The 22372-nt window shown below is 60.5% G+C and carries 24 protein-coding genes; 14 read left to right on the top strand and 10 right to left on the bottom strand.

Translation table 11 applies throughout. The annotated features are described in order from the left end of the window. Nucleotide 1 precedes the first annotated feature (1 nt). On the bottom strand, nucleotides 2-484 hold the full coding sequence (locus ACR0KJ_RS18570; protein ID WP_170456634.1) for a tripartite tricarboxylate transporter TctB family protein: 483 nt from the start codon (nucleotides 482-484) through the stop codon (nucleotides 2-4). Between the two features lie 67 nt (nucleotides 485-551). Then, nucleotides 552-1529, bottom strand: coding sequence for a tripartite tricarboxylate transporter substrate-binding protein (locus ACR0KJ_RS18565; RefSeq protein WP_170456636.1), 978 nt, complete (start codon nucleotides 1527-1529; stop codon nucleotides 552-554). Nucleotides 1530-1637: 108 nt separating this feature from the next. Here ACR0KJ_RS18565 and ACR0KJ_RS18560 point away from each other — a divergent pair, with 108 nt between their 5' ends. Genes ACR0KJ_RS18560 through ACR0KJ_RS18550 form a run of 3 tightly spaced genes read left to right on the top strand, consistent with a single transcriptional unit; the run spans nucleotide 1638 to nucleotide 4634 of the window. Then, complete coding sequence (locus ACR0KJ_RS18560) at nucleotides 1638-2306, top strand: response regulator transcription factor (RefSeq protein WP_170456638.1); 669 nt, start codon at nucleotides 1638-1640, stop codon at nucleotides 2304-2306. Further along, nucleotides 2296-3657 carry a sensor histidine kinase gene (locus ACR0KJ_RS18555; protein ID WP_170456640.1) on the top strand — a complete coding sequence of 454 codons (1362 nt, stop codon included), beginning with the start codon at nucleotides 2296-2298 and terminating at the stop codon, nucleotides 3655-3657. The genes ACR0KJ_RS18560 and ACR0KJ_RS18555 overlap by 11 nt, the downstream gene beginning before the upstream one ends. Next, a complete protein-coding gene (locus ACR0KJ_RS18550) occupies nucleotides 3636-4634 on the top strand; it encodes an ABC transporter substrate-binding protein (protein WP_480627375.1) in 999 nt (332 codons plus the stop codon). Before ACR0KJ_RS18555 ends, ACR0KJ_RS18550 begins: the two co-directional genes overlap by 22 nt. On the opposite strand, the gene ACR0KJ_RS18545 is transcribed toward ACR0KJ_RS18550, so the two are convergent. Continuing rightward, complete coding sequence (locus tag ACR0KJ_RS18545; RefSeq protein ID WP_170524556.1) at nucleotides 4621-5007, bottom strand: winged helix-turn-helix transcriptional regulator; 387 nt, start codon at nucleotides 5005-5007, stop codon at nucleotides 4621-4623. The two genes, ACR0KJ_RS18550 and ACR0KJ_RS18545, sit on opposite strands and share 14 nt — an antisense overlap. A gap of 137 nt (nucleotides 5008-5144) precedes the next feature. Between ACR0KJ_RS18545 and ACR0KJ_RS18540 the strand changes: the two genes are divergently transcribed. Then, on the top strand, nucleotides 5145-5861 hold the full coding sequence (locus ACR0KJ_RS18540; RefSeq protein WP_170524553.1) for a glutathione S-transferase N-terminal domain-containing protein: 717 nt from the start codon (nucleotides 5145-5147) through the stop codon (nucleotides 5859-5861). Here the strand turns inward: ACR0KJ_RS18540 and ACR0KJ_RS18535 are convergent, their stop codons facing one another. From ACR0KJ_RS18535 to ACR0KJ_RS18520, 4 genes are all read right to left on the bottom strand, one after another. Further along, nucleotides 5862-7178 carry an HlyD family type I secretion periplasmic adaptor subunit gene (locus tag ACR0KJ_RS18535; protein ID WP_170524551.1) on the bottom strand — a complete coding sequence of 439 codons (1317 nt, stop codon included), beginning with the start codon at nucleotides 7176-7178 and terminating at the stop codon, nucleotides 5862-5864. Beyond that, nucleotides 7175-8899 carry a type I secretion system permease/ATPase gene (locus ACR0KJ_RS18530; RefSeq protein WP_480627374.1) on the bottom strand — a complete coding sequence of 575 codons (1725 nt, stop codon included), beginning with the start codon at nucleotides 8897-8899 and terminating at the stop codon, nucleotides 7175-7177. The genes ACR0KJ_RS18535 and ACR0KJ_RS18530 overlap by 4 nt, the downstream gene beginning before the upstream one ends. 218 nt (nucleotides 8900-9117) lie before the next feature. Continuing rightward, entirely contained in the window at nucleotides 9118-10236 is a 1119-nt protein-coding gene (locus ACR0KJ_RS18525) for an aminotransferase (protein WP_480627373.1), read from the bottom strand. A 39-nt stretch (nucleotides 10237-10275) separates the two neighbouring features. Then, a complete protein-coding gene (locus ACR0KJ_RS18520; protein WP_480627372.1) occupies nucleotides 10276-11289 on the bottom strand; it encodes an Ldh family oxidoreductase in 1014 nt (337 codons plus the stop codon). Nucleotides 11290-11491: 202 nt separating this feature from the next. On the opposite strand from ACR0KJ_RS18520, the gene ACR0KJ_RS18515 reads away from it, so the two are divergent. The 5 genes from ACR0KJ_RS18515 to ACR0KJ_RS18495 all read left to right on the top strand — a co-directional run bounded on the left by ACR0KJ_RS18515 (nucleotide 11492) and on the right by ACR0KJ_RS18495 (nucleotide 16034). Next, on the top strand, nucleotides 11492-12622 hold the full coding sequence (locus ACR0KJ_RS18515) for an ABC transporter substrate-binding protein (RefSeq protein WP_170456656.1): 1131 nt from the start codon (nucleotides 11492-11494) through the stop codon (nucleotides 12620-12622). Between the two features lie 86 nt (nucleotides 12623-12708). Beyond that, a complete protein-coding gene (locus tag ACR0KJ_RS18510) occupies nucleotides 12709-13629 on the top strand; it encodes a branched-chain amino acid ABC transporter permease (RefSeq protein WP_480627371.1) in 921 nt (306 codons plus the stop codon). Continuing rightward, nucleotides 13626-14609, top strand: coding sequence for a branched-chain amino acid ABC transporter permease (locus tag ACR0KJ_RS18505; protein WP_170456660.1), 984 nt, complete (start codon nucleotides 13626-13628; stop codon nucleotides 14607-14609). The genes ACR0KJ_RS18510 and ACR0KJ_RS18505 overlap by 4 nt, the downstream gene beginning before the upstream one ends. Continuing rightward, a complete protein-coding gene (locus tag ACR0KJ_RS18500; protein ID WP_480627370.1) occupies nucleotides 14602-15351 on the top strand; it encodes an ABC transporter ATP-binding protein in 750 nt (249 codons plus the stop codon). The genes ACR0KJ_RS18505 and ACR0KJ_RS18500 overlap by 8 nt, the downstream gene beginning before the upstream one ends. Beyond that, nucleotides 15348-16034, top strand: coding sequence for an ABC transporter ATP-binding protein (locus ACR0KJ_RS18495; RefSeq protein ID WP_480627369.1), 687 nt, complete (start codon nucleotides 15348-15350; stop codon nucleotides 16032-16034). The genes ACR0KJ_RS18500 and ACR0KJ_RS18495 overlap by 4 nt, the downstream gene beginning before the upstream one ends. Here ACR0KJ_RS18495 and ACR0KJ_RS18490 read toward each other — a convergent pair. The 3 genes from ACR0KJ_RS18490 to ACR0KJ_RS18480 all read right to left on the bottom strand — a co-directional run bounded on the left by ACR0KJ_RS18490 (nucleotide 16031) and on the right by ACR0KJ_RS18480 (nucleotide 17268). After that, on the bottom strand, nucleotides 16031-16246 hold the full coding sequence (locus ACR0KJ_RS18490) for a hypothetical protein (protein WP_170624909.1): 216 nt from the start codon (nucleotides 16244-16246) through the stop codon (nucleotides 16031-16033). The two genes, ACR0KJ_RS18495 and ACR0KJ_RS18490, sit on opposite strands and share 4 nt — an antisense overlap. An 86-nt stretch (nucleotides 16247-16332) precedes the next feature. Continuing rightward, a complete protein-coding gene (locus tag ACR0KJ_RS18485; RefSeq protein ID WP_170456669.1) occupies nucleotides 16333-16560 on the bottom strand; it encodes a hypothetical protein in 228 nt (75 codons plus the stop codon). 78 nt (nucleotides 16561-16638) lie between these two features. Further along, entirely contained in the window at nucleotides 16639-17268 is a 630-nt protein-coding gene (locus ACR0KJ_RS18480; protein ID WP_480586769.1) for a response regulator transcription factor, read from the bottom strand. 219 nt (nucleotides 17269-17487) lie between these two features. On the opposite strand from ACR0KJ_RS18480, the gene ACR0KJ_RS18475 reads away from it, so the two are divergent. From ACR0KJ_RS18475 to ACR0KJ_RS18455, 5 genes are all read left to right on the top strand, one after another. Next, a complete protein-coding gene (locus tag ACR0KJ_RS18475; RefSeq protein ID WP_480627368.1) occupies nucleotides 17488-18729 on the top strand; it encodes a pyridoxal-phosphate-dependent aminotransferase family protein in 1242 nt (413 codons plus the stop codon). Between the two features lie 15 nt (nucleotides 18730-18744). Further along, nucleotides 18745-19941 carry a malate--CoA ligase subunit beta gene (locus ACR0KJ_RS18470; protein WP_170634865.1) on the top strand — a complete coding sequence of 399 codons (1197 nt, stop codon included), beginning with the start codon at nucleotides 18745-18747 and terminating at the stop codon, nucleotides 19939-19941. Then, nucleotides 19941-20828, top strand: coding sequence for a succinate--CoA ligase subunit alpha (gene sucD / locus ACR0KJ_RS18465; RefSeq protein ID WP_480586778.1), 888 nt, complete (start codon nucleotides 19941-19943; stop codon nucleotides 20826-20828). Before ACR0KJ_RS18470 ends, sucD begins: the two co-directional genes overlap by 1 nt. Beyond that, nucleotides 20828-21799, top strand: a complete 972-nt coding sequence (locus ACR0KJ_RS18460) for a 2-hydroxyacid dehydrogenase (RefSeq protein ID WP_480627367.1) — start codon at nucleotides 20828-20830, stop codon at nucleotides 21797-21799. Before sucD ends, ACR0KJ_RS18460 begins: the two co-directional genes overlap by 1 nt. Before the next feature lie 62 nt (nucleotides 21800-21861). Beyond that, a partial coding sequence (locus ACR0KJ_RS18455) for a PLP-dependent aminotransferase family protein (protein WP_480627366.1) occupies nucleotides 21862-22372 on the top strand: 511 nt, incomplete at its 3' end.

Here is a 22372-nt window from a genome sequence, read left to right as displayed (position 1 = left end):
ATCAGCCTCCGAAAATGCCCGGCAGGGGGCGCATGTAGATGCCAAGGACTTCCTGAACCAGATACCAGACCGCGCCGGTGGCGATGAAGGCAACAGGCAGCATGATATGCCACTTGCGCTCGCCCAGAATGAACGAGCCGAGGATCAGGAAGGCGGAGGTTGAGATCAGAAAGCCAACAGGCCGCAGGCACAGGGCATAGATCACCATCAGGGCCAGCAGCATCAAAGCTTGATCAAGATGATACTCCGCCAGACGCCGGTAATCGATATCAGCCTCTTTCGGCTCGGACTTTTCGAACCCCAGCAGGATGATTACGCAGGCGATGATGCCCAGTATCGACAGCACTTTGGGGAAGGTGCTTGGCCAAATAGGGTTGCGCTGCATGAAGGGGGGCAGGCTGCCATCCATCGTAAACCAGGCGGCATAGCCATAGGTCAGACAGACCCCAAGCAAAACAAGCGCGATCCAGCGATCCAGCGCCATGACATCCCCTCCCTTACGTGTTCTTTTTGTGTGGCAGAGCGGCGAACCGCTCTGCCATGGGTGGTGCTTACAGGAAGCCCAGCTTTTTCATCAGATCGCTGATTTGCTGTTCCTGCTGCTCGAGAAAGGCCGAGAAATCGTCGCCTGAATTGTGGATGTTCACCCAACCATTGCGCGCGCGTACTTCTTCCCATTCGGGGGTGTCATACATCTTGGCGATGGCGTCCTGATAGGCGGCCAGCTTGTCCTCGGGCAGGCCGGGGGCCGCGAAGAAGCCGCGCCAGTTGACAAAGGTGGTGTCGATGCCCTGTTCCATCATGGTCTGCGCGTCAGGCGCTGCGTCCACACGCTCATCCGCAGTCACGCCGATGATCTTCACCTCGCCTGCATTTGCCAGATCGACGGCTTCCGAGAAACCGGTCGACAGTGCTGCGATCTCACCCGACAGCAGGGCTGCCATGGCTTTGCCGCCTGCGTCATACGGGATGTATTTGACGCCGAGCGCGTCTTTGCCAGCCGCTTCCATCACCATGGCCGCAACCAGATGATCCATTCCGCCCGGGACCGAGCCGCCGCCGATGGCCGTTGCACCCGGGTCGGCGTCATAAGCCGCCAGCAGGTCCGCCATCGAGTTGATCGGGCTGTCCTTGCCGACAACAATGGCCGCGTAGTCGCCGATCGTGCCGGACACCAGCGTCAGGTCGCGGAAGTTGTGCGGGAACACCCCGGTCAGCGAGCGGATCACGATGGGGGTCGAGTTCACCATCAACGTGCCGTGGTTGCTTTCGGCGTTTTCGATCAGATAACCGATGGCTTTACCGCCGCCGCCGCCCGACATGTTCTCGTAAGACGCGGTGCCCACAAGGCCCGCTTTGGTCAACGCCTCGCCGGTTCCACGCGCGGTGCCGTCCCAGCCGCCGCCTGCGCCGCCGGGGATCAGAAAGTGGATGCTGTCTACAACCTCATCCGCGAATGTCGGCCCTGCAAGACCAACAGCGGCCACAGCCGCGATCAGGGCGCGACGGCCCAGTTTGAATGTCGTCATGTTTTCCTCCCATTTGACAACCGGCCGCTTGGCGGCTCAGATTATCGTCAAGAAAAACACATCAACCTGACATCAACCTGTCACGCGCGAAAATACTGCTTACGCCTCATGAAATTCCTGCTGGTCGAAGACAATATGGACCTCGCGAATGCGATCAGTTCGCGGATGCGGCTGGATGGCCATGTCGTTGATCATGCAGCGAAACTGGATGATGCAACGGCCTATGTGGACACCGAGGAATATGACCTGATCCTGCTGGACATCATGCTGCCCGACGGCGACGGTCGCGACTTTCTGAAACGGCATCGGGCCAGTCATCTGGACACACCTGTCATCGTTCTGACCGCCCGCAGTCAGGTGTCGGATCGAATCGGATCGCTCGATCTGGGGGCAGATGATTACGTCACCAAACCCTTCGATCATGCCGAGCTTGAGGCCCGCTGTCGCGCCGTGCTGCGGCGCAAATCAGGGATCGCCAAATCGACGATTGAGATTGGTGGGATCGTTTTCGACCCTGTCGCGGGTCATCTGGGTGTGGGGTCCGAGACCGTGTCGCTGCGCAACCGCGAACTGCGCCTGTTGGAGTTGTTTCTGAACGCCCCCGGTCAGGTGTTTTCCAAACAGAAGCTGGCGGATCGGTTGTTTTCCTATGACGACAACGTCTCGGATAACGCTATTGAGGTCTATGTGGGCCGCCTGCGCAAGCATCTTGAAAGCTCGGACCTGAAGATCACCACGTTGCGCGGGCTGGGGTACAGGTTGGATCATGTCCGCTAGCGCTGCCGTCTCGGGGTCTTTACGCAACCGGCTGGTGCTGACCCTGATCGGAGGCGCGGCCATTCTGGCGCTTTTACTGTTCTTTGCCGTGCGCAGCTACGCGGCCCGCGTGGCGCAGCAAGGGCAGGACAATATCCTTGGTGCGTCGGTCACCTCGATCCTGGATGCCGTGGCGCTGCGGGACGGAGAGCTTGAGGTCGATATTCCTTATGCCGCGTTTTCCATGCTCAACACCCCGTCGGATGACAGGGTGTTTTATGCAATCTTTCAGGACGGCCAGCTTTTGTCCGGCTATGACGATTTGCCCGTAACCAACAGCACCCCGGACGGTGGCTGGACCTTCCGCTCGGGTCAGGTCCGGGGCGAGGCGATTAGGCAGGTCAGCGCCAGCCGGACCTTGGTCGGGCTTGGCACCCGGACACAGGTAGAAGTGGCCTTGGGGCAAACGCAGGACGCGCTGGCCGAGACGCTGGATCAGATCTCGCGTAATGCTGCCTTGCTGGGGCTGGGGTTCTTTGCCCTGGCCGCCGGCTTGTCCTTTTGGGCGACCTCCACCACCATTGGGCAGTTGAACAAGCTGACCACATCCGTCACGCGACGGGGGCCGCAGGACCTGAGCCCGTTCCGAAAACCGGTGCCACGGGAAATGGCGCCGCTGGTGACGTCGCTGAATTCCCTGATGGGGCGGCTGGACCACTCGCTGAGCCAGTCCGAGGAATTTATTGCCGAGGCCGCGCATCGCGTTCGTACCCCTTTGGCAACGGTCCGGTCTTATGCGGATGCCACGTTGCAGCGCGTGGAAAAGGAAGAAAACCGCGAGGCGTTGCGGTCGATGGTGCGGGCCATCGACGAAAGTTCACGCGCGGCGGGGCAGTTGCTGGATCATGCGATGATCACCTTTCGGGCCGATCATCTGGAACGGGAAGAGATCGATCTGGTCACCCTGATCCGCGATCTGGTCCAGCGCCTGACACCAATTGCCGAGATGAAGGATCTGTCATTGTCGCTGACAGGTGATCCGGCGGTGCCTTATTCGGGCGATCTTATCCTGATCCAGAATGCGGTGCGCAACATGATCGACAACGCGCTGAAATACGCACCCGCCGACAGCACCGTCAGGATCGAGGTCACAACCCCGCCCAAAGTCACTGTCAGCGATCGGGGGCCGGGTTTCCCACCGGACGAGATTGACCTGCTGACCCGCCGGTTTGAGCGCGGCCAGAACGCCATTGGAACCATCGGATCCGGTCTTGGTCTGACGATTGCGCAGGATGTGGCGACGGCGCATGGGGGCACACTGACCCTCAGCAACCGGCAGGAGGGCGGCGCATGCGTTACCTTATTGCTTTAGCGTTTCTTTTGTTGCCCTGCGCTGTGTCGGCTCAGGACTGGGAAGATCGGCAGGTGTTCAACGCGGATGCCGGTGGTCCGGTTCTGCGCGTTCTGTCCAGTACCGACACGGTGTTGTTTGCGCCACTGATCGAGGGTTTCATTTCCGAAAATCCAATGATCGGGATCGAGTATCTTGTGACCACCACCGCCGATATCGACCGTCTGGTCCGCGCCGACCCGGATGCGTTTGACATCGTCATCTCAAGCGCGATGGACCTGCAGTTGAAACTGGCCAATGACGGGTTTGGTCTGCCGCTGACGGACATACCCCATCCGGACTGGGCGCAATGGCATGACAGCCTGTTTGCGTTTACCTCGGAACCGGCCTCAATCGTAATCAACCGTGCCGCTTTCGAAGGCGGGCCGATCCCCGAAACCCGACAGGAGTTGATCGAGATCCTGCGTGCCCGTCCGCAGGATTTTCGCGGCAAGGTCGGGACCTATGATATTCGGGCCTCGGGGTTGGGCTATCTGTTTGCAACGCAGGACGCGCGGGCCTCGGAAACCTATTGGCGGTTGATGGAGGTGATGGGAGGCCTCGGCGTTCATCTGTATTGCTGTTCAGGTGCGATGATCGACGATTTGACGGATGGCACCATTTCCGTTGCCTATAACGTGCTTGGCAGCTACGCGGCGGGACGAGCGGATCGGGATGGTGTGCTGCAGGTCATCCTGCCGACGGATTTCCAAACCACAATGATGCGCACGGCGATGGGTTTGGCGGGTACTCCGGAACCCCAAACCGCCGAGCTGTTCGTGCGCTATCTGATCGCGCAAAACGCGGGCGGCGCGGCCTCGCTGCCGACGCTGCAATCGGGCGGGGCCGCAAACGCGCGCGGGACGATTGTTCTGGGCCCTGCATTGCTGACCTATCTCGATCAGCTGAAACGGCGGAAATTCCTGAGCGACTGGGAAAACGCGGTTATTCAGAGGTAGGGTCGGACGCTGTCAATGCGGGCGGCAACTGATCGCTCCATTTCCTCAACTCATCCAGAAAGCCCAATGCTGTCTGGCCGAACGCGGTGATCGAATACTGAACCGAAACCGGTGCGGTGTTCATCACGCGTCGGTGGATAAGCCCTTGCTGTTCAAGCTGCCTGAGGCGTTCGGCGATCATCTTCTTGCTGGCACCTCCGATCATGCGGGACAGGTCGTTAAAGCGCACAGGCCCATCCTTGAGGTGCCACAGAATGGACCCGGTCCACTTGCCGCCGATGATCCGCATTCCACGTTCTATCGCGCAAGGTTCGGCGCAGGCATTGGTGGCGATGCGACGCCCATCTTTGTCCTGATTGATCTGTGCCCGCATCTTTCGCGCCTTTTCCGGATTACTAGGTTACAAAAAGTATACTGGTTGCTTTTCCTTTCCGCAATTCACAGGTTCACGATACGCCAAGCCCGACCCGGCATGGCCGCCCGCAAACCCCGAACGCACTGAGGATGACCATGTCCCAAGCCGAAATTCATCTGTACACCGCCGGAACCATGAACGGTTACAAACCTGTCATTTTTCTGGAAGAGGCAGGTATTCCCTATGACCTGACTCATATCAATTTCTCAAAGCAGGAACAGAAAACGCCCGAGTTTCTGGCCCTGAACCCCAATGGCAAAATCCCCACGATCGAAGACCGGACCGAAGGGCGGGCGATTTTCGAAAGCGGCGCGATCCTGTGGCATCTGGCCGAGAAATACGGAAAATTCCTGCCGTCCGATCCGGTCAAGCGGTCCGAGGTCATGCAGTGGATGCTGTTTCAGGTTGGCCATGTTGGGCCGATGATGGGGCAGGCAATGTATTTTCAGCACATCGCCGCCCCGAACGGCCATAAAGAGCCGTTTTCCATCCGCCGCTATGTCGACGAAAGCCGCCGGCTGATGGAGGTGATGAATGATCGCCTGAACGGACGCGACTGGATCGCAGCGGGGGAATACACGATTGCGGATATGATGCTGTATCCTTGGGCGCGGGCGTATGTATGGGCTCGGGTGAAGGTGGATGACCTGCCGCATCTGAACGCGTGGTTTGATCGCATCGACGCGCGCCCTGCGGTTCAGAGGGCGCTGACCATTCCCAAGGCAAACCCGCAGTTCTGGGATGCTGACGCCGATGCCAGCGCATTTGTCAGGGAAAACGCCGCGCGGTTCTCGGGTGATGTCAAAAGCTGATCACTCGCGGAAGGCGCGGTTGAAGTAATCGGACATCGGTTTGACCAGATAGGACAGGGGGGTGCGCTCGTCTGTCTTGATCATCGCTTCGACCGGCATGCCGGGCAGCAAAGCCTGACCGTTCAAGCGTTCGACCTGCCCGTCATCCGGCACAAGCTCGGCCCGGTAAAAGGTAAAGCCGGTCTGATCGTCGGTGAATGTGTCGGCTGAGACGTTGATCACATGCCCGTCAATCTCGGGCGTTTCCCGCTGGTTGAAGGCCGGAAAGCGCAGGGCGACCGGTTGGCCCACATGCAACTGATCCACGTGGATCGCGTCCACCCGTGCCGCCACCACCAAAGGCGTGTCCTGCGGCACCACATACATCATCGGTTCAGCCGGTTGGATCACCGATTGCAGCGCAAACACCTGACTGTCGTAAACCGTACCCGAAACCGGTGCACGGATATCCAGCCGTGACAGACGCTCGGTCAGGGACAAACGTCGTTCCGACAATTCCGCGACCTGAGATTGCACGTCGCGCAAGGTGGTGATCGCCTCTTCCCGGCGGGTGGCGGCCAGTTCAAGGATTTGAATCTCGGTCGCTGCGATCTGACCTTTCAGGCGGGCCACTGCGGCCTCAAGCCGTCCGATTTCACCGGTCAGGTTGGCCTCTTCCCGTTGCAGGGCCAGCACCCGGCTGACTTGGGTCAGGCCGCGGTCCAGCAGGCTTTGCTGATCCTCAAGCTCTTGCTGGATCAGATCGACCTGACGGCGCAGCGAGACAAGCTGCGCTTCGGTTCCGTCAATCTCGCTTTCGGTTTGCACCAACTGTTTGCTCAGCTGTTCGGTCTGCTGGGCCAAGGTGTTCAGCCGCGCGTCGAACAGGCGTTGTTGCCCGTCGATCAGGTCCGGGGCGATGCCGTTTTCCTGTTGAACCTCGCGCAGACGGGTGGCCAGGTCTTCGGGCGCGGCATTATCGCGTTCGGCCTCAAGCCGGGCACGGCGGGCCAGCAGCTCGAACAGCTGCGCTTCGACAATGGTCTTTTCCGACGACAGGAAGGTGTCATCCAGCCGCAGCAGCAAATCGCCGCTGGAGACAACGGCCCCGTCGCGCACGAAAATTTCGCCGACCACACCGCCGTCGGGGTGCTGAATGACCTGACGGTTGCTTTGCACCTCGATCACACCGGACGAAACGATGGCCCCGGCCAGACGTTGCGTGACGCTCCAGACACCAAGCACGCCCACCAGAAAAAACAGCGCAGCAAAACCGACCAAGGCAGGCAGGGTGATCCGCCACGCGGAACGCCCATCCGGTTTCGAAGTGTCCGTCATCTCGAAGTCACCTGGCTGAGGTTTCGTTTGATCGCCCCGGCATTCTGGACCATGGCATTCAGAACCTCGTCGCGGGTGCCGAACTTGACCACTTGCCCCTTCTCGACCACCGCCAGATTGTCACATTCCGAGATCGCCTGCGGCCGGTGCGTCATGATGATCGCCGACTTCCCGGCGGCTTTCAGCCCCCGCACAGCGGCATTCAGCGCCTCGGTTCCGTCTGCGTCCAGCGCCGAGTTCGGCTCGTCCAGAATCAACAATACCGGATCCCCATAAAGGGCGCGGGCCAGTGCGATCCGCTGTTTCTGACCGCCCGACAACTGACTGTCATTGCCTTCCAGAAACGTGTCATAGCCCTTTTCCAGCGACAGGATCAGTTCGTGCGCGTTCGCCTTTTTGGCGGCATCGACCACGGCCTGAGAATCGGGGTTCTGTGACATGCGCGCAATGTTCTCGGCCACCGATCCGTTGAACAGGGTCACTTGCTGCGGCAGATACCCGATGTGCTGACCCAGATCGTTAGGGTCATATTGGTCCAGCGTGGCCCCGCCCAGACGAATTTCACCCGCGGCGGGGTGCCAGAGACCCAGCAAAGCCTTGGCCAGAGTGGTCTTGCCCGACCCGCTTTTGCCTATCACACCAAGCGCTGTTCCGGGTTCAAGGTTCAGCGTGACATTGCGCAAGGTCGGTGCAGTGGCACCCGGCGGGATGACCGTCAGCCCCTTTGCCGCCAGTTGCGCAGCAGGGGTCGGCAGCTTGGTCCGTTCAGCCTCGGGCGGGGTGTGGTCCAGAAACTGGTTTAGCGAGGTCCAGGCGGTGCGGGCCTTTTCGACCATGCCCCATTGTCCGATTGATTGTTCGACGGGCGCCAGCGCGCGGCCCAGCAGGATCGATCCGGCAATCATCGCACCGGGTGAAAGCTCGTTCTGCAACACCAGCCAGGCCCCAAGCGCCAGCATGGCCGATTGCAGGAACAGGCGCAGGGATTTGGTTAGCGAGGTAAAGCTGCCGGTCCAGTCACTGGCCGCAATGGTCTGGCGCAGCGCGTCCGAGCGCTGGTTCAGCCAGCGCAGCGTCACGTCCTGCTGCATCCCTTGCGAGCGGACAACTTCGGCCGCCTGACGCGCATGTTCGGAAAAGGCGTTCGCGCGCGCTGATGCGGCCTGCGCCTCGGCCACTTTGCGGCGGGTCAGGGCCTGATTCAGCAGCGCAATCACGATCAGCAACCCGCCGCCCGCGACGGCCAGCCAGCCCAGCAGCGGGTGGAAGATGAAAATTGCGGCCAGAAACACCGGGGTCCAGGGGATATCCATCACAGCCAGCAAAACCGGGGAGGCACACAGGTTCTGGATCGACTCGAGATCGCGCAGTGCCGTTGCCGGGGCTGCACGGGCCTGTGGGTTCAGCGACCGGCGCAGCGTGGCGTCAAACACCCGCGCGTCCAGCTGCGACTGGAACCGCGCACCAAACCGCGCGACGATACGTCCGCGCGCAAAATCCAGCATGGCCATCAGCCCATAAAGCAGCGCGACCAGCAGAAACAGTGCCGTCAGCGTTTCGACCGCGCGCGAGCCCAGAACACGGTCATAGACCTGTAGCATGAACAACGGCCCGGTCAGCATCAGCAGGTTCACGAAGATGCTGAACAGAAAGGCTAGCGCCAGAAAGGTCATACCCTGATTGCGCGTATTGCGCAGTTCATGACGTGGGGCAGCCGGCATTTGGTGCTGGGGTCTCAAAATATTAAATCCACATCAATCAGGTTGGGCCGGCGGTTAAGAAAGCCCGGCCATTGTTGCGAAGAACCAATCCTTTTTCGAGGAAGAAATTGCAAATCACAAGGCAAAGTAGCGGCGGCTTTCGGCCATTCCCTTGGCGAGCATTCGCCTTGCCGGGGAAATTCGCATAAGGTGGCGCGTCTTTGTTGTGGCCACCGGGCTTATCTTGCTGCCAGAAACTCTGACACGCGGGACAAGCCCTGTTTCAGGATTTCAGGACCGTTGGCATAGCCGATGCGCACATAGCCCTCCATCCCAAGGGCTGATCCGGGGGTGAACATCACGCCGGTCTCCTGCAACAGCTTTACACAGAAATCGCGGGAACTGATTGGCAGGTCGTATTTCAGCAGGGCCGTGGTGCCGGATTTTGGTTTGACCCAGGTGATTTTTGGTTCCTGCGCCACCCAATCCTGCAGGGTTTCCAGATTGCCGCGCGTGATCCGCTGGCTGCGGGCCAAAAGCTTGTCTTTGTTCTCTAGCGCCAGCGCAGCAAAGTGATCGTCGATCATTCCGACCGAGATGGTGTCATAGTCGCGGTGAATGGTCACCGCCTCGATCACCTCGGTTGGTGCGGCGATCCAGCCCAGCCGCAAACCCGCCAGTGAGTACGCTTTGGACATGCCCGCAGTGCTGATGCCTTTTTCGTAGATGTCGGCAATCGACGCGCTGATGCCCGAGCCGTCCTGATCGGTGCCCCGATACACCTCATCACACAAAATCCACGCATCCGCCGCGCGGGCAATGTCGGCGATGTCTTCCAACATGGCCCGGTCCATCAACGCGCCGGTTGGGTTGTTGGGGTTGTTCAGCGCGATCAGCCTTGTCTCTGGTGTCACAAGGGCGTGCAACTCGTCCAGATCGGGGAGGAATTCGTTTTCCTCGCGCAGCTGAAGATGATGCACATCCGCGCCGATGCTGGCGGGGATTGAGTAGTGTTGCTGATAGGTCGGCACCACGGCCACAACCCGGTCTCCGCGTGAGACCAGAGTTTTATGGATCAGCATATTGGCCCCGATCGTGCCGTGGGTGACGATTGTGTTTTCAACCGACTGGTTTTCATACAGCGCCGCAATGGCGCGGCGCAGCCGGTCGGACCCTTCGATGGCGCCATAGGTCATTTTCAGGTCCAGAAGCTCGGACAGGTCGGTTGCGTTTCGGCCTGTCAGGGTCAGCAATTCCTGAATGGTCAGGCTTTCCACGCAGGTTTCGGCCAGATTCCAGTCGCATCTGGTTTCCCATTCGTTCATCCAAATCTCGACGCCGAAAGGTTCGATATACATGGCTGAGGGTCCTTGAGTCGTGTGCTGCCTTGGCTGTCCTTAGATCAACGCCTCAAGCTGGTCCAGAACATCAACACTGACGGCCACGCCATTTTCTTGGGCTTCGGCCCGCCGTCTTAGCCGTCCGTCACCGGGAACGCGGGCGTCGCCATTGCCTTCGATTTCGGCGCAGATCCGGGCGATGTAGTCCGCAAACGCATCATTGCCAAATCGCGCCGGGTCCAGCGCGATCAATGTTGCGCCGCCCTTGATGTTCAGCGCGCCATGCGCCTCGCGCGCGTCGTTATTGACGGACAGGGTGCCGCCTGCAAGGGCTGCGCCCAAAACCTCAACCAGAAAGGCAATTCCGGCCCCTTTGTGACCGCCAAAGGGCAGCAGGCTGCGGGTTTCCAGAATGGCGTTCGGGTCCGCAGTCGGGTTGCCTTCGGTATCCAGCCCGGCGGGGTGCGGCAGGTCATGCCCTTCGGCAGCGGCCATCTTGATATCCAGAAACGCAACGGCCGAGGATGCCTGATCCCACACCACCGGTTCGGCCCCGTCGCGCGGGCAGGCAAAAGACATGGGGTTGGTGCCAAACACCGGGCGTTGTCCGCCCTGCGGCACCACCAAAGACAGTGAGTTGACCACGGCGAGCGCCACCAAACCCGCCTCGGCCAGAGGTTCCGTATCGAACCGCAGGGCGGCCAGATGGTGGCAATTGGCACAGGTGAAGGCGGCAATGCCATTCTCGCGCGCCATGGCGATCAGCTCGTCACGGGCGGCGGTGGCTGCGATCTGATAATACCCGTTGTCCCCGTCGCCACGCAGAACACCCGGCGCGATGCGCTTGATTTCCGGTTGCGCGGACGGGTTGGCATAACCCGAGGTGAAGCTTTGCACATAGACCGGCAGGTTGCGCAGGCCGTGGCTGCGCGGCCCGTCGCGTTCGGATTGTGTGACAATATCGGCCAGAACGTCGCTGCCACGCTCATCCATACCGGCGCGGATCAGCACTGATTTGGCCAAAGACCGGATTTCGGTCAGCGAAAGGGTTCGTGTCGAAGCGTGTGCCACAGAAAAATCCTTTGCTTTCAGGCTGCAATTGGGGCCGGTTCGGATCTGGCCTGCGGCCCGAGCGTTGCATGTCTTTCATAGGTTTGAAAGGGCGACGCGCCGGTTTTCCGGGGCAGAGGGCAGCGATTTGAATTGAAAGCCGGGTCCAAAGAATGCTTAACACTTGGCATAAAGACGAAAACACGTGACGGGGAGAACCAAGATGAAGAAGATTCTTATGGCAACGGCGGCCGCCATTTTGATGGCAGCCCCGGTGCTAGCCGAGACCAAGGTGGGCATGATCACCACACTGTCGGGCGGCGGGGCCGGTCTGGGCATCGACGTGCGCGACGGGTTCATGCTGGCGATCCAGCAATCGGGCCGCGACGATATCGAAGTTGTCATCGAGGATGATCAGCGCAAACCGGATATCGCGGTGCAGCTTGCCGACAAGATGATCCAGTCCGAAAAGGTGGATGTGCTGACCGGTATCATCTGGTCGAACCTTGCCATGGCCGTTGTGCCCTCGGTCACGGCGCAGGGGAAGTTCTACCTGTCTCCGAATGCCGGACCCTCGCCGCTGGCCGGTAAGGGGTGTCACCCCAACTATTTCAATGTCGCATGGCAGAACGACAACCTGCACGAGGCTGCGGGCGCCTATGCCAATACCGCAGGCTATAGCAACAGCTTCATCATGGCCCCGAACTATCCCGCCGGGACCGACGCCCTGACCGGATACAAGCGGACCTTCGAAGGCGATGTAGCGAGCGAGGTCTATACCCAGCTGGGTCAGACCGACTATGCCGCCGAAATCGCGCAAATCCGCGCCTCGGGCGCGGACAGCGTGTATTTCTTCCTGCCCGGCGGCATGGGGATTTCCTTCCTCAAGCAATATGCCGACAGTGGCGTGGACATTCCGGTCGTGGGTCCTGCGTTCAGCTTTGATCAGGGGATTCTGCAAGCGGTCGGGGATGCGGCACTTGGGGTGGTGAATACGTCTCAATGGAACAAGGATATCGACAACCCGACGAACGCGGCCTTTGTCGAAAGCTTTCAGGCGGAATACGGACGTCTGCCGTCGCTCTATGCCAGCCAGGGCTTTGACACGGCGAACCTGCTGATCTCGGCCATCGAGGCCGCAGACGTGTCCGATGCGGACGCGTTCCGCGAGGCGCTGCGGGCCGCGAATTTCGACAGCACGCGCGGCGATTTCTCATTTGGTCCAAACCACCATCCGGTACAGACGATCTATGCGCGCGAGGTCGTTCAGGAAGGCGATGTCTTCACCAACAAGATCATCGGCACCGCGCTTGAGAACCATTCCGACGCATATGCTGCTGACTGTAGCATGTAGCACCACGCCCCGGGGTTGATCCCGGGGCTTCCCCTTCGTCCTTTGACCAACCCTCCCGGATCGGATTCGGGACACCGGAACGCGTGATGTCCACACTACTTGTTATCGAGCAGGTCCTGAACGGATTGCAGTTCGGTGTCATGCTGTTTCTGATGGCAGCGGGCCTTACCCTGATCTTTGGCGTCATGGGCCTGATCAACCTCGCGCACGGGTCGCTCTATATGGTTGGCGCCTTCGCGGCCGCTTGGGTTGCGGGTGCGACAGGTTCGTTCCTGCTGGCGCTGATCGCGGCTTTGGCGGCGGCGGCCATGGCCGGAACGCTGATCGAGACGGTGGTGATCAGGCGGCTTTACAAAGCGGCGCATCTGGATCAGGTGCTGGCGACCTTTGCGCTGATCCTGATCTTTTCCGAGGGCACCCGGTACGTCTTTGGGTCCTTCCCTTTGTTTCTGGATGTGCCCGATTACCTGTCGGGCCCTGTGACGCTGCCGGGCGGTATCCAATACCCGCTATACCGTCTAGTCCTGATCGGGATCGGCCTTGTGGTGGCGCTTGGCCTGTGGTGGCTGACGGCGCGTACGCGTATCGGCATCCAGATCCGTGCAGGCGAGAATGATCGTGAGATGATCGCCGCACTGGGTGTCGATATTTCGAAGCTTTACACGCTGGTCTTTGCCCTCGGCGCAGCGCTAGCGGGGCTTGCCGGAGCCTTGGTCGGCGCGATCCAATCGGTGCAGGTCGGGATGGGCGAGCCGGTGCTGATCCTTGCCTTTGTGGTCATCGTGATCGGCGGCATCGGCTCGATCCGGGGCGCGTTTATCGGGTCGCTGCTGGTGGGGCTGACGGACACGCTGGGCGGCATCTTCCTGCCCGAGCTGTTCAAGCTGTTCATGGACAGCGGCGCGGCCACGCAAACCGGCTCAGCGCTTGCCTCGATGTCGGTTTATATCCTGATGAGCATCGTTTTGATCTGGCGACCCTCTGGCCTGTTCGGGGCGCGCGCATGATCTCGGAACGCCTTATCAACTGGGTCGTGATTGCGGGCCTTGTGGCGCTGCCACTTTGGGCGCTGAGCGTGGATGAGATTTTCACGATCACCCTGACCACCCGCGCCGTGATCCTGGCGCTGGCGGCGGTGGGTCTGAACATAGCGCTTGGCATCGGTGGCATGGTTTCCTTTGGACATGCGGCTTTCTTCGGGTTGGGCGGCTATTCGATGGGCATTCTTGCCTATCACGCGCAAACCTATGTGCCGCTGGAATTGGGGCCGTTCACGATAGAAGGCACGAAATCCATGCCGGTGATCTGGCTGACGGCGACGGTGATTTCCGCTCTGGCCGCATGGGTGATCGGGCTGCTCAGCCTGCGCACGACGGGCGTGTATTTCATCATGATTACCCTCGCCTTTGGGCAGATGTTCTACTACTTCGCCATTTCCTGGGGCACTTATGGCGGCGAAGACGGCCTGTCGATCTACGTGCGCAACGGGTTTCCGGGGCTGAATACGCTGGACCCGATCCAGTTCTTCGGGTTGTGCTTTGTTGCCTTGTGCCTGGCGCTTTTGCTGCAATGGTGCTTGCGCAATTCACCTTTCGGGCTGGCCCTGAACGCCGCTCGCCAGACTCCCGAGAGGGTGGAAACCGTAGGCCTGAACCCGATGCACCTGAAACTGGTGGCCTTTGTCATCTCGGGCGCGATCACGGGGTTGGCGGGGGCATTGTTTGCCGATCTCAACAGGTTTGTCTCCCCCACCATGTTCAGCTGGCAACTGTCGGGTGAGCTGATCATCCTGATCGTGATCGGTGGGGTCGGGCGGTTGATGGGGCCGGTCATCGGCGCGGTGATCTTTGTGGCGCTAGAGCACTGGCTGGGTGGCCTGACCGATTTCTGGCACGTCTGGCTGGGCACGATCCTATTGTTGATCGTCCTGTTCGGGCGCGGCGGGGTGATTGGCCTGTTGACGGGTAAGGAGGGCGCGCATGTCTGAGCCGATCCTTGCCACGCATGGCCTGACGAAATCTTTTGGCGCTTTGACAGCAACAGACGATGTCTCGATCGATCTGCAACCGGGTGAGATACACGCCATCATTGGCCCGAACGGGGCGGGAAAATCCACCCTGATCGGACAGATCAGCGGCAGCCTTGCCCCCGATCAGGGCCGCGTCGATTTGATGGGGCAGGACGTCACGGGCCTGAGCACGGCCGCCCGCGCGCAGGCAGGGTTGGGCCGGACATTCCAGATCTCGGCCCTGGCGATGGAAGACAGCGTTTTCGAGAATGTGCTTCTGGGGGCCATCGGTGCGACCTCGGGCGCTTGGTCGCTGTTTCGCCCGGTCACGCGCAAGGCTGACCTGAATGCGCGCGCGACAGAGGCGTTGGACCGTGTCGGGCTTGCCGATGTCAGGGATACCCGCTGCGCGGACCTTTCGCATGGCCAGCGCCGCCAGCTTGAAGTGGCCGTTGCCCTGACACTGAACCCAAAGGCCTTTGTCATGGATGAGCCGATGGCCGGGCTGGGTGCGGAAGGGTCCAAAGCGATGACAGGCTTTCTGGACGGGCTGCGCGCCGAGGCCCCCATTCTGCTGGTTGAACATGATATGGACGCGGTATTTGCCTTGGCAGACCGGATCAGCGTTCTGGTCTATGGCCGGATCATCGCCACGGGCCGCGTCGATGACATCCGCAGGTCGCAAGAGGTGCAGGACGCCTATCTGGGAGACAGCGCATGAGCCTTCTGTGCGTTGAAAACCTGACTGCCTCTTACGGTCCGTCGCAAACCCTGTTTGGCGTAAACCTGTCACTGGATGCGGGTGAGGTTCTGGCCCTGATGGGGCGCAACGGCATGGGTAAGACCACCACCGTGCGCGCGATCTGCCGCATGATGCCTTCGGATGGCCGTCTGGAGTTTGCGGGGCGCGCGTTGCACATGTTGCCCAGCCATAAGGTGGCCCGTCTTGGGGTCGGGCTGGTGCCCGAAGGCCGGCGCTGTTTTCGCGCCCTGACCGTGCGCGAAAACCTGATCGCAGCTGCACGCCCCGGCGAATGGACGTTGCAAACGGTGGGTGCGTTGTTCCCACGACTGGCGGAACGTTCGGGTCAGCGCGCCGCATCCCTGTCGGGGGGTGAGCAACAGATGCTGGCCATCGGGCGCGCGTTGATGACCAATCCGCAGCTTTTGATACTGGACGAAGCGACCGAAGGTTTGGCCCCGATCATCCGGCAGGAAATCTGGGCCGCAATTGCTCGGCTGAAACGTGAGACGGGCATGGCCATTCTGGTGATCGACAAATCCCTGAAAGAGCTCTCGGCAATTTCAGATCGCGCGGTAGTTCTGGAACGTGGAAAAACCGTGTGGCAGGGCACCATGGCCGAACTGACCCCGGAGATTTCGCAAAGATATGTCGGGATTTAAGCCCGAGGCTTGCGGCTGAGCAGCCCGTATTTCAACGCCCATGACCGAAAAGACCGACGCTTGCGCCTATCCTGTTTCAAGGCCTGCTTTGCCTGCGCACCGCCTTTGCGATTGAATTCGTACACGTCAATGACCCGTTCGGCGCAGCCGCAGGCTTCGCCCATTCCGACCTTGGCGAAATAGAATTTCTCGAACCGTTCCGGTTTTTGCATGGCGCGCCTCCTACTGTCATTGAACCGATTTGGCCGCGACTTGCCAAATCACTTTACCGAATGCGCGCCAGGCAGAAAGTGTCCAGTCAGCCGCCAATATAGGTCCCTTGCTTGGGTCGGTAGAAGATTTTCTGGTCATGCAGTCGGCCCAGAAGGTCATGCATCCGGCGCACCGTATCCTCAAGGTTTGCGCGGTCTTCGTTGGAATTCCCGGTAATTTCGGTGGCATAAGACGTCATCGCCTGTCGCAATGCTTGTTCGATCAGGTCCATATCCTCGACCGATAGTTCGAACATATCGTTGTATTGGGGCATTCCGGGACCTCCTGCCATAGGCGCGCAGGATCAGTTTGCCCTGAAAACCGCGCGAATTCCACCTGCGAACAAGCGGGCCTAGCCTTTGGGCATCCGGGCCGAATAGAACTGCGCAATCGCCTGCGTCCTGTTTTTGACCGAGAGCTTTTCGTAAATATTCGACAGGTGGAACTTCACCGTGTTTGTCGAGATTTGCAGTTCCTTCGACAATTCGCGGTTGGACATACCCTGCGCCAGTGCGTCGAGGATTGCGCGTTCCTTGCGCGACAAGCTTTCTATCGGGTCCTGCTGCATCTTCCGGACGTCGATGAAGGGGAACATCATCTTTCCGGCAGCAACCTCGGCACAGGTTTCCAGCAGCCCCTCGACCGCGCCGGACCGGGGGGCAAAACCGGCAGCCCCGGCTTGCATGGCCAGGCGCGGAATATCTCCGCCCGCCTCACCATAGACGACGAACCGTGGTGCATTGGCCTGATCGCGCAGCACTTCGATCAGCTTGGCGGCCCCCAGAACCGGCAGCGTCCAGTCCACTACGCCCACGTGAACGGGCACACGCATCACCGTTCCCAGAAACCCCTCGGCAGTAGCGGATGTGGCCACTAAAGAGAATCGCGGATCCCGCTCAAAGATTTCCGACATGGCAGACAGAACCAGCGGGTTGCTGTCCGCCAGCATGATCTCGATCGGAGATTTTGGAAGTTCAACCATCTGATTTTGCCCTGATTTTCCGAGAACCTACCCATTTGGGTGGGCCGATCTTTTGTATACCTCGGTATTTTTACCGTTATGGGTAGGTAGATACCCATACTATTGGGCATCCAAAAGCAGTAGTAAGTTACGTTGCGTCATAGGGCAAGTCTGCGTTTTCTACACGGCAACAAAACAGTTCGGGCGCGCCGCCCGCTCCACAGCCGAGGATGACACAGTATGACATTCCAGATTTACCCTCCGCTCGAAATCCCCGAGACCCTTGCCGCGGGCCCAGGACCGGGCAACACGGATGCGCGTGTGCTTCAGGCCTTCGCCAGGGCAGGTGTCGCGGATCACATGCAGGGTGATGTGCTGCGCGGCATGATCGAGTGCAAGCACATGCTGCGGAAGATCTGGGGGACGGACAACGCCCATACCTTCGCCGTGGCCGGAACCGGCTGGAGCGCGCTGGACACCATGTTCTCGGCCGTTATGCCCGGCGACAAGGTTGTGGCCTTTGCCAATGGCACCTTTTCCGGCATCGACGCGCTGACCCTGCGGATCAAGGCCGCCACGCCGCAAGAGCATGCCGCCAACCCCCTTGATCCCCAAGCCGCCAGCGTGACGGTGATCGACGTGCCCCATGGCCAGCCGGTGACAGGCGAGATGGTCGAGGCTGCTCTGGCCGAGCACAAACCCAAATGGGCGTTCATGGCGCATTGGGAAACCGGCTCGGGTCGCGTCAACGATCTGCGCGGGTTCTCGGATGCATGTCAGAGGCATGGCGCGATGGGTCTGATCGACGCGGTGTCGTCGCTGGGCGTCGATGATTTCTCAATCGATGACTTTCCGGGCATTGCCGGTTGGGCGTCCTGCCCGCAGAAGGGCCTGTGCTGCCTGCCGCTGACTTACGCGCCGGTCAGCTTCACGGATGCCTATATCGAGACACTGATGGCGACCGGAGCGTATTCTTACGTCCACAACCCGATCTTCGAGGCCCGCCATTGGGGTATCGTTGACGGGCAGGATGTCGAGAAAGGTACCTATCACCGCACCCATTCGGCCTATGCGGTGGCCGCGTTCCATGAATCCCTGCGCCTGACCCTGATCGAAGGTCTGGCCAAGCGGTCGATGTCATACCGGACCCACGAGCGCGTGCTGCGCGATGCGGTTATCGAGATGGGGTGTCAGGTCACCTCGGACATGCCCAGCCTCGTGGTGCTGAACCTGCCCCCGGAACTGGCGGGCCGCGAAATGGAGCTGGTGCAGAACTGTCGCGCCCGGGGCTTTGGCATATGGCCGACGCTCAGCGCGCCGGTGCAGGTGCGGATCGGCATCCTCAACCAATTGAACCGCGAGGCGGTCAGCCGGATCGTGCGCCTGTTTGCCGAAGCCATTCGGGAACTGGGCGGTCAGGTCGACGCGGACGCAATCGAAGCCCTTTTGGAAAGCCGTTACGGCACCTCAATCGCTGCATAATCAGGAGCGGATCAGATGGATATCCATGAATATCAGGCCAAGGAAGTCCTTTCGAATTTTGGCGTCGACGTGCCTGCGGGCGCGCTGGCCTACAGCCCCGAACAGGCGGCCTATCGGGCGCGTGAACTGGGCGGCGACAAGTGGATCGTCAAGGCGCAGGTCCACGCGGGCGGGCGCGGCAAGGCGGGCGGCGTCAAGCTGTGCAACACCGAAAACGAGATCTATCAGGCCTGCGATGACCTGTTTGGTCGCAAGCTGGTCACCCATCAAACCGGCCCCGAAGGCAAAGGCATCTACCGCGTCTATGTCGAAGCCGCCGTGCCGATTGATCGCGAGATCTATCTGGGGTTTGTGCTGGACCGCTCAAGCCAGCGGGTGATGATCGTGGCATCATCCGAAGGGGGGATGGAGATCGAGGATATCTCAGCCGACCGTCCCGAAAGCATTGTGCGGTCGATTGTTGAACCGGCGGTCGGGCTGCAGGAGTTTCAGGCCCGCGAGATTGCGTTCAAATTGGGTCTGGAACCCAAGTTGATCCAGCAAATGGTGCGCACTCTGCAAGGTTGTTACGCTGCCTTCAGCGATCTGGACGCCACCATGGTTGAGATCAACCCACTGGTCATCACTGGCGACGACCGCGTTCTGGCGCTGGACGCCAAGATGAGCTTTGACGACAACGCCCTGTTCCGTCATCCGCAAATCGCTGAACTGCGCGACAAAAGTCAGGAAGACCCGCGCGAAAGTCGCGCAGCGGATCGCGGTCTGTCTTATGTCGGGCTGGACGGCAATATCGGCTGTATCGTGAACGGCGCCGGGCTGGCGATGGCGACGATGGACACGATCAAGCTGGCCGGGGGTGAGCCTGCCAACTTCCTCGACATTGGTGGAGGGGCCTCGCCCGAGCGGGTGGCCAAAGCCTTCCGGCTGGTTCTGTCGGATGACAACGTACAGGCGATCCTTGTGAATATCTTCGCCGGGATCAATCGCTGCGACTGGGTGGCCGAGGGCGTGGTTCAGGCGCTGAAGGAACTGGACCTCGACATTCCTGTGGTCGTGCGGCTGGCCGGAACAAATGTCGAAGAAGGCCAGAAAATCCTCGCCAAATCCGGCTTGCCGATCATCCGCGCCACCACACTGATGGAAGCCGCCGAACGCGCCGTGGGCGCATGGCGCAACGATTTGTCCCAAAACACCAAGATGAGGGCTGTGTAATGAGCATTCTTCTCGATCGTGATACGCGCGTCATCGTGCAGGGCATCACCGGGCGCATGGCTCGGTTCCACACCAAGGACATGCTGAAATACGGCACCAATGTCGTCGGCGGCGTGGTGCCCGGTAAAGGCGGCGAAACCGTCGAAGGCGTCCCGGTCTTTGACACCGTCAAGCAGGCCGTTGAAGCGACCGGCGCGGATGCCAGCCTTGTCTTCGTGCCGCCCCCCTTTGCGGCGGATTCGATCATGGAGGCTGCGGACGCCGGTATCCGCTACTGCGTCTGCATCACCGACGGGATCCCGGCGCAGGACATGATCCGGGTGAAACGGTACATGTACCGCTATCCCAAGGACAAACGCATGGTTCTGACCGGGCCGAACTGCGCGGGCACGATCTCGCCCGGCAAGGCGCTGCTGGGGATCATGCCGGGGCATATCTATCTGCCCGGCCATGTGGGGATCATAGGACGCTCGGGCACGCTGGGTTACGAGGCCGCGGCGCAATTGAAAGAGCGCGGGATTGGTGTGTCAACCAGCGTCGGGATCGGTGGCGACCCGATCAACGGCTCGTCCTTCAAGGATATTCTTCAGCGTTTTGAAGAAGATGAAGACACCCATGTCATCGCCATGATCGGTGAAATCGGCGGCCCTCAGGAAGCCGAGGCGGCGGAATACATACGCGACCACATCACCAAGCCGGTGATCGCCTACGTCGCGGGTCTGACTGCGCCCAAGGGCCGGACCATGGGGCATGCGGGCGCGATCATCTCGGCCTTTGGCGAAAGCGCCAGCGAGAAGGTCGAGATTCTGTCCGCCGCCGGTGTGACCGTTGCCGAAAACCCTGCGGTGATCGGTGAAACAATCGCTCGGGTCATGGAGGCTGCGTGATGGTCAAACCTTCTGTTCTTGTCACCCGCCGCTGGCCCGCCGCCGTCGAGGCGCAACTGGCTGAGAACTACAACGCGGTTCTGAACACCGGCGACAAACCCATGTCCCCGTCTGAGATCCGGCAGGCTCTGAAATCCTATGACGCGGTCTTGCCCACGGTGACGGATACGCTGAGTTCCGAGGCTTTGGATGTTTCAGGGGCGCAGACCAAGATCCTTGCCAACTACGGTGTCGGCTACAGCCATATTTGCGAGCCGTCGGCGCGCGAGCTTGGCATGACCGTCACCAATACACCCGACGTGCTGTCTGAATGTACCGCCGATATCGCCATGACCCTGCTGCTGATGGTCGCCCGCCGCGCCGGAGAAGGCGAACGGGAACTGCGTTCGGGCAACTGGACCGGCTGGCGGCCCACGCATCTGGTCGGTACCAAGGTCAGCGGCAAGACGCTGGGCATCATCGGGTATGGCCGCATCGGTCAGGAAATGGCCCGCCGCGCGCATCATGGCTTTGGCATGGAGGTGCTGGTTTACAACCGCAGTCCGGTGGACCCGGACGTGTTGGCGCGGTGCAATGCCACTCAGGTCGGGTCGATTGATGAGTTGCTGCCGGGTTGCGACTTTGTCTCGCTGCATTGCCCCGGCGGGGCCGCGAACCGGCACCTGATCAATGCGCGCAGGCTGGATCTGATGAAGCCTGACGCCTTCCTGATCAACACAGCACGCGGCGAGGTCATCGACGAGCGGGCGCTTGTTCAGTCCCTGACCTTCGACATGATCGGTGGTGCCGCGCTGGATGTGTTCGACGGCGAACCCCGCATTTGTTCGGACCTTCTGCACTGCGACAATCTTGTGATGCTGCCTCATCTGGGCAGCGCCACAAAGGAAGCGCGCGAGGCGATGGGGTTCCGGGTGCTCGACAATCTCAGCGACTTCTTCGCCGGTCGCACGCCCCGCGACCGCGTGATCTGAACTGTTCCCCAAACTTCCTCTCGCCGTGACCCGGTCGGGAGGCTTCTTCAGGAGGTTTCCACGTGAACGCCCCCCACCGTTCCAATGGCTTTTTCACCCAATCCCTGTCTGACCGCGACCCGGAACTTTTCGGCTCGATCACATCCGAGCTGGGCCGCCAGCGCGATGAGATCGAGCTGATCGCGTCCGAGAACATCGTCTCTGCCGCCGTGATGGAGGCGCAGGGCTCGGTGATGACCAACAAATACGCCGAGGGCTATCCCGGTCGCCGCTATTATGGCGGCTGCCAGTTCGTCGATATCGCCGAGAATCTGGCCATTGACCGCGCCAAGGAACTGTTTGGCTGCGGCTTTGCCAATGTGCAGCCGAACTCTGGCTCTCAGGCCAACCAGGGCGTGTTTCAGGCCCTGATCCAGCCCGGCGACACCATTCTGGGCATGAGCCTGGATGCCGGTGGTCACCTGACCCACGGCGCCCGCCCGAACCAGTCGGGCAAGTGGTTCAACGCGGTGCAATATGGCGTCCGCAAAGAAGACAACATGCTGGACTATGATCAGGTCGAGGCGCTGGCGA

The sequence above is a fragment of the Ruegeria sp. AD6 genome, assembly GCF_056542325.1.
Note: the sequence above shows the minus strand (reverse complement) of the source record. Positions and strands in the feature narration are given on the sequence as shown.

Bases quoted from the DNA above. Each gene is read 5' to 3' on its own strand.
- ACR0KJ_RS18570 (WP_170456634.1), bottom strand. From the start codon at position 484: ATGGCGCTGGATCGCTGGATCGCGCTTGTTTTGCTTGGGGTCTGTCTG.
- ACR0KJ_RS18565 (WP_170456636.1), bottom strand. From the start codon at position 1,529: ATGACGACATTCAAACTGGGCCGTCGCGCCCTGATCGCGGCTGTGGCC.
- ACR0KJ_RS18560 (WP_170456638.1), top strand. From the start codon at position 1,638: ATGAAATTCCTGCTGGTCGAAGACAATATGGACCTCGCGAATGCGATC.
- ACR0KJ_RS18555 (WP_170456640.1), top strand. From the start codon at position 2,296: ATGTCCGCTAGCGCTGCCGTCTCGGGGTCTTTACGCAACCGGCTGGTG.
- ACR0KJ_RS18550 (WP_480627375.1), top strand. From the start codon at position 3,636: ATGCGTTACCTTATTGCTTTAGCGTTTCTTTTGTTGCCCTGCGCTGTG.
- ACR0KJ_RS18545 (WP_170524556.1), bottom strand. From the start codon at position 5,007: ATGCGGGCACAGATCAATCAGGACAAAGATGGGCGTCGCATCGCCACC.
- ACR0KJ_RS18540 (WP_170524553.1), top strand. From the start codon at position 5,145: ATGTCCCAAGCCGAAATTCATCTGTACACCGCCGGAACCATGAACGGT.
- ACR0KJ_RS18535 (WP_170524551.1), bottom strand. From the start codon at position 7,178: ATGACGGACACTTCGAAACCGGATGGGCGTTCCGCGTGGCGGATCACC.
- ACR0KJ_RS18530 (WP_480627374.1), bottom strand. From the start codon at position 8,899: ATGCCGGCTGCCCCACGTCATGAACTGCGCAATACGCGCAATCAGGGT.
- ACR0KJ_RS18525 (WP_480627373.1), bottom strand. From the start codon at position 10,236: ATGTATATCGAACCTTTCGGCGTCGAGATTTGGATGAACGAATGGGAA.
- ACR0KJ_RS18515 (WP_170456656.1), top strand. From the start codon at position 11,492: ATGAAGAAGATTCTTATGGCAACGGCGGCCGCCATTTTGATGGCAGCC.
- ACR0KJ_RS18510 (WP_480627371.1), top strand. From the start codon at position 12,709: ATGTCCACACTACTTGTTATCGAGCAGGTCCTGAACGGATTGCAGTTC.
- ACR0KJ_RS18505 (WP_170456660.1), top strand. From the start codon at position 13,626: ATGATCTCGGAACGCCTTATCAACTGGGTCGTGATTGCGGGCCTTGTG.
- ACR0KJ_RS18500 (WP_480627370.1), top strand. From the start codon at position 14,602: ATGTCTGAGCCGATCCTTGCCACGCATGGCCTGACGAAATCTTTTGGC.
- ACR0KJ_RS18495 (WP_480627369.1), top strand. From the start codon at position 15,348: ATGAGCCTTCTGTGCGTTGAAAACCTGACTGCCTCTTACGGTCCGTCG.
- ACR0KJ_RS18490 (WP_170624909.1), bottom strand. From the start codon at position 16,246: ATGCAAAAACCGGAACGGTTCGAGAAATTCTATTTCGCCAAGGTCGGA.
- ACR0KJ_RS18485 (WP_170456669.1), bottom strand. From the start codon at position 16,560: ATGCCCCAATACAACGATATGTTCGAACTATCGGTCGAGGATATGGAC.
- ACR0KJ_RS18480 (WP_480586769.1), bottom strand. From the start codon at position 17,268: ATGGTTGAACTTCCAAAATCTCCGATCGAGATCATGCTGGCGGACAGC.
- ACR0KJ_RS18475 (WP_480627368.1), top strand. From the start codon at position 17,488: ATGACATTCCAGATTTACCCTCCGCTCGAAATCCCCGAGACCCTTGCC.
- ACR0KJ_RS18470 (WP_170634865.1), top strand. From the start codon at position 18,745: ATGGATATCCATGAATATCAGGCCAAGGAAGTCCTTTCGAATTTTGGC.
- sucD (WP_480586778.1), top strand. From the start codon at position 19,941: ATGAGCATTCTTCTCGATCGTGATACGCGCGTCATCGTGCAGGGCATC.
- ACR0KJ_RS18460 (WP_480627367.1), top strand. From the start codon at position 20,828: ATGGTCAAACCTTCTGTTCTTGTCACCCGCCGCTGGCCCGCCGCCGTC.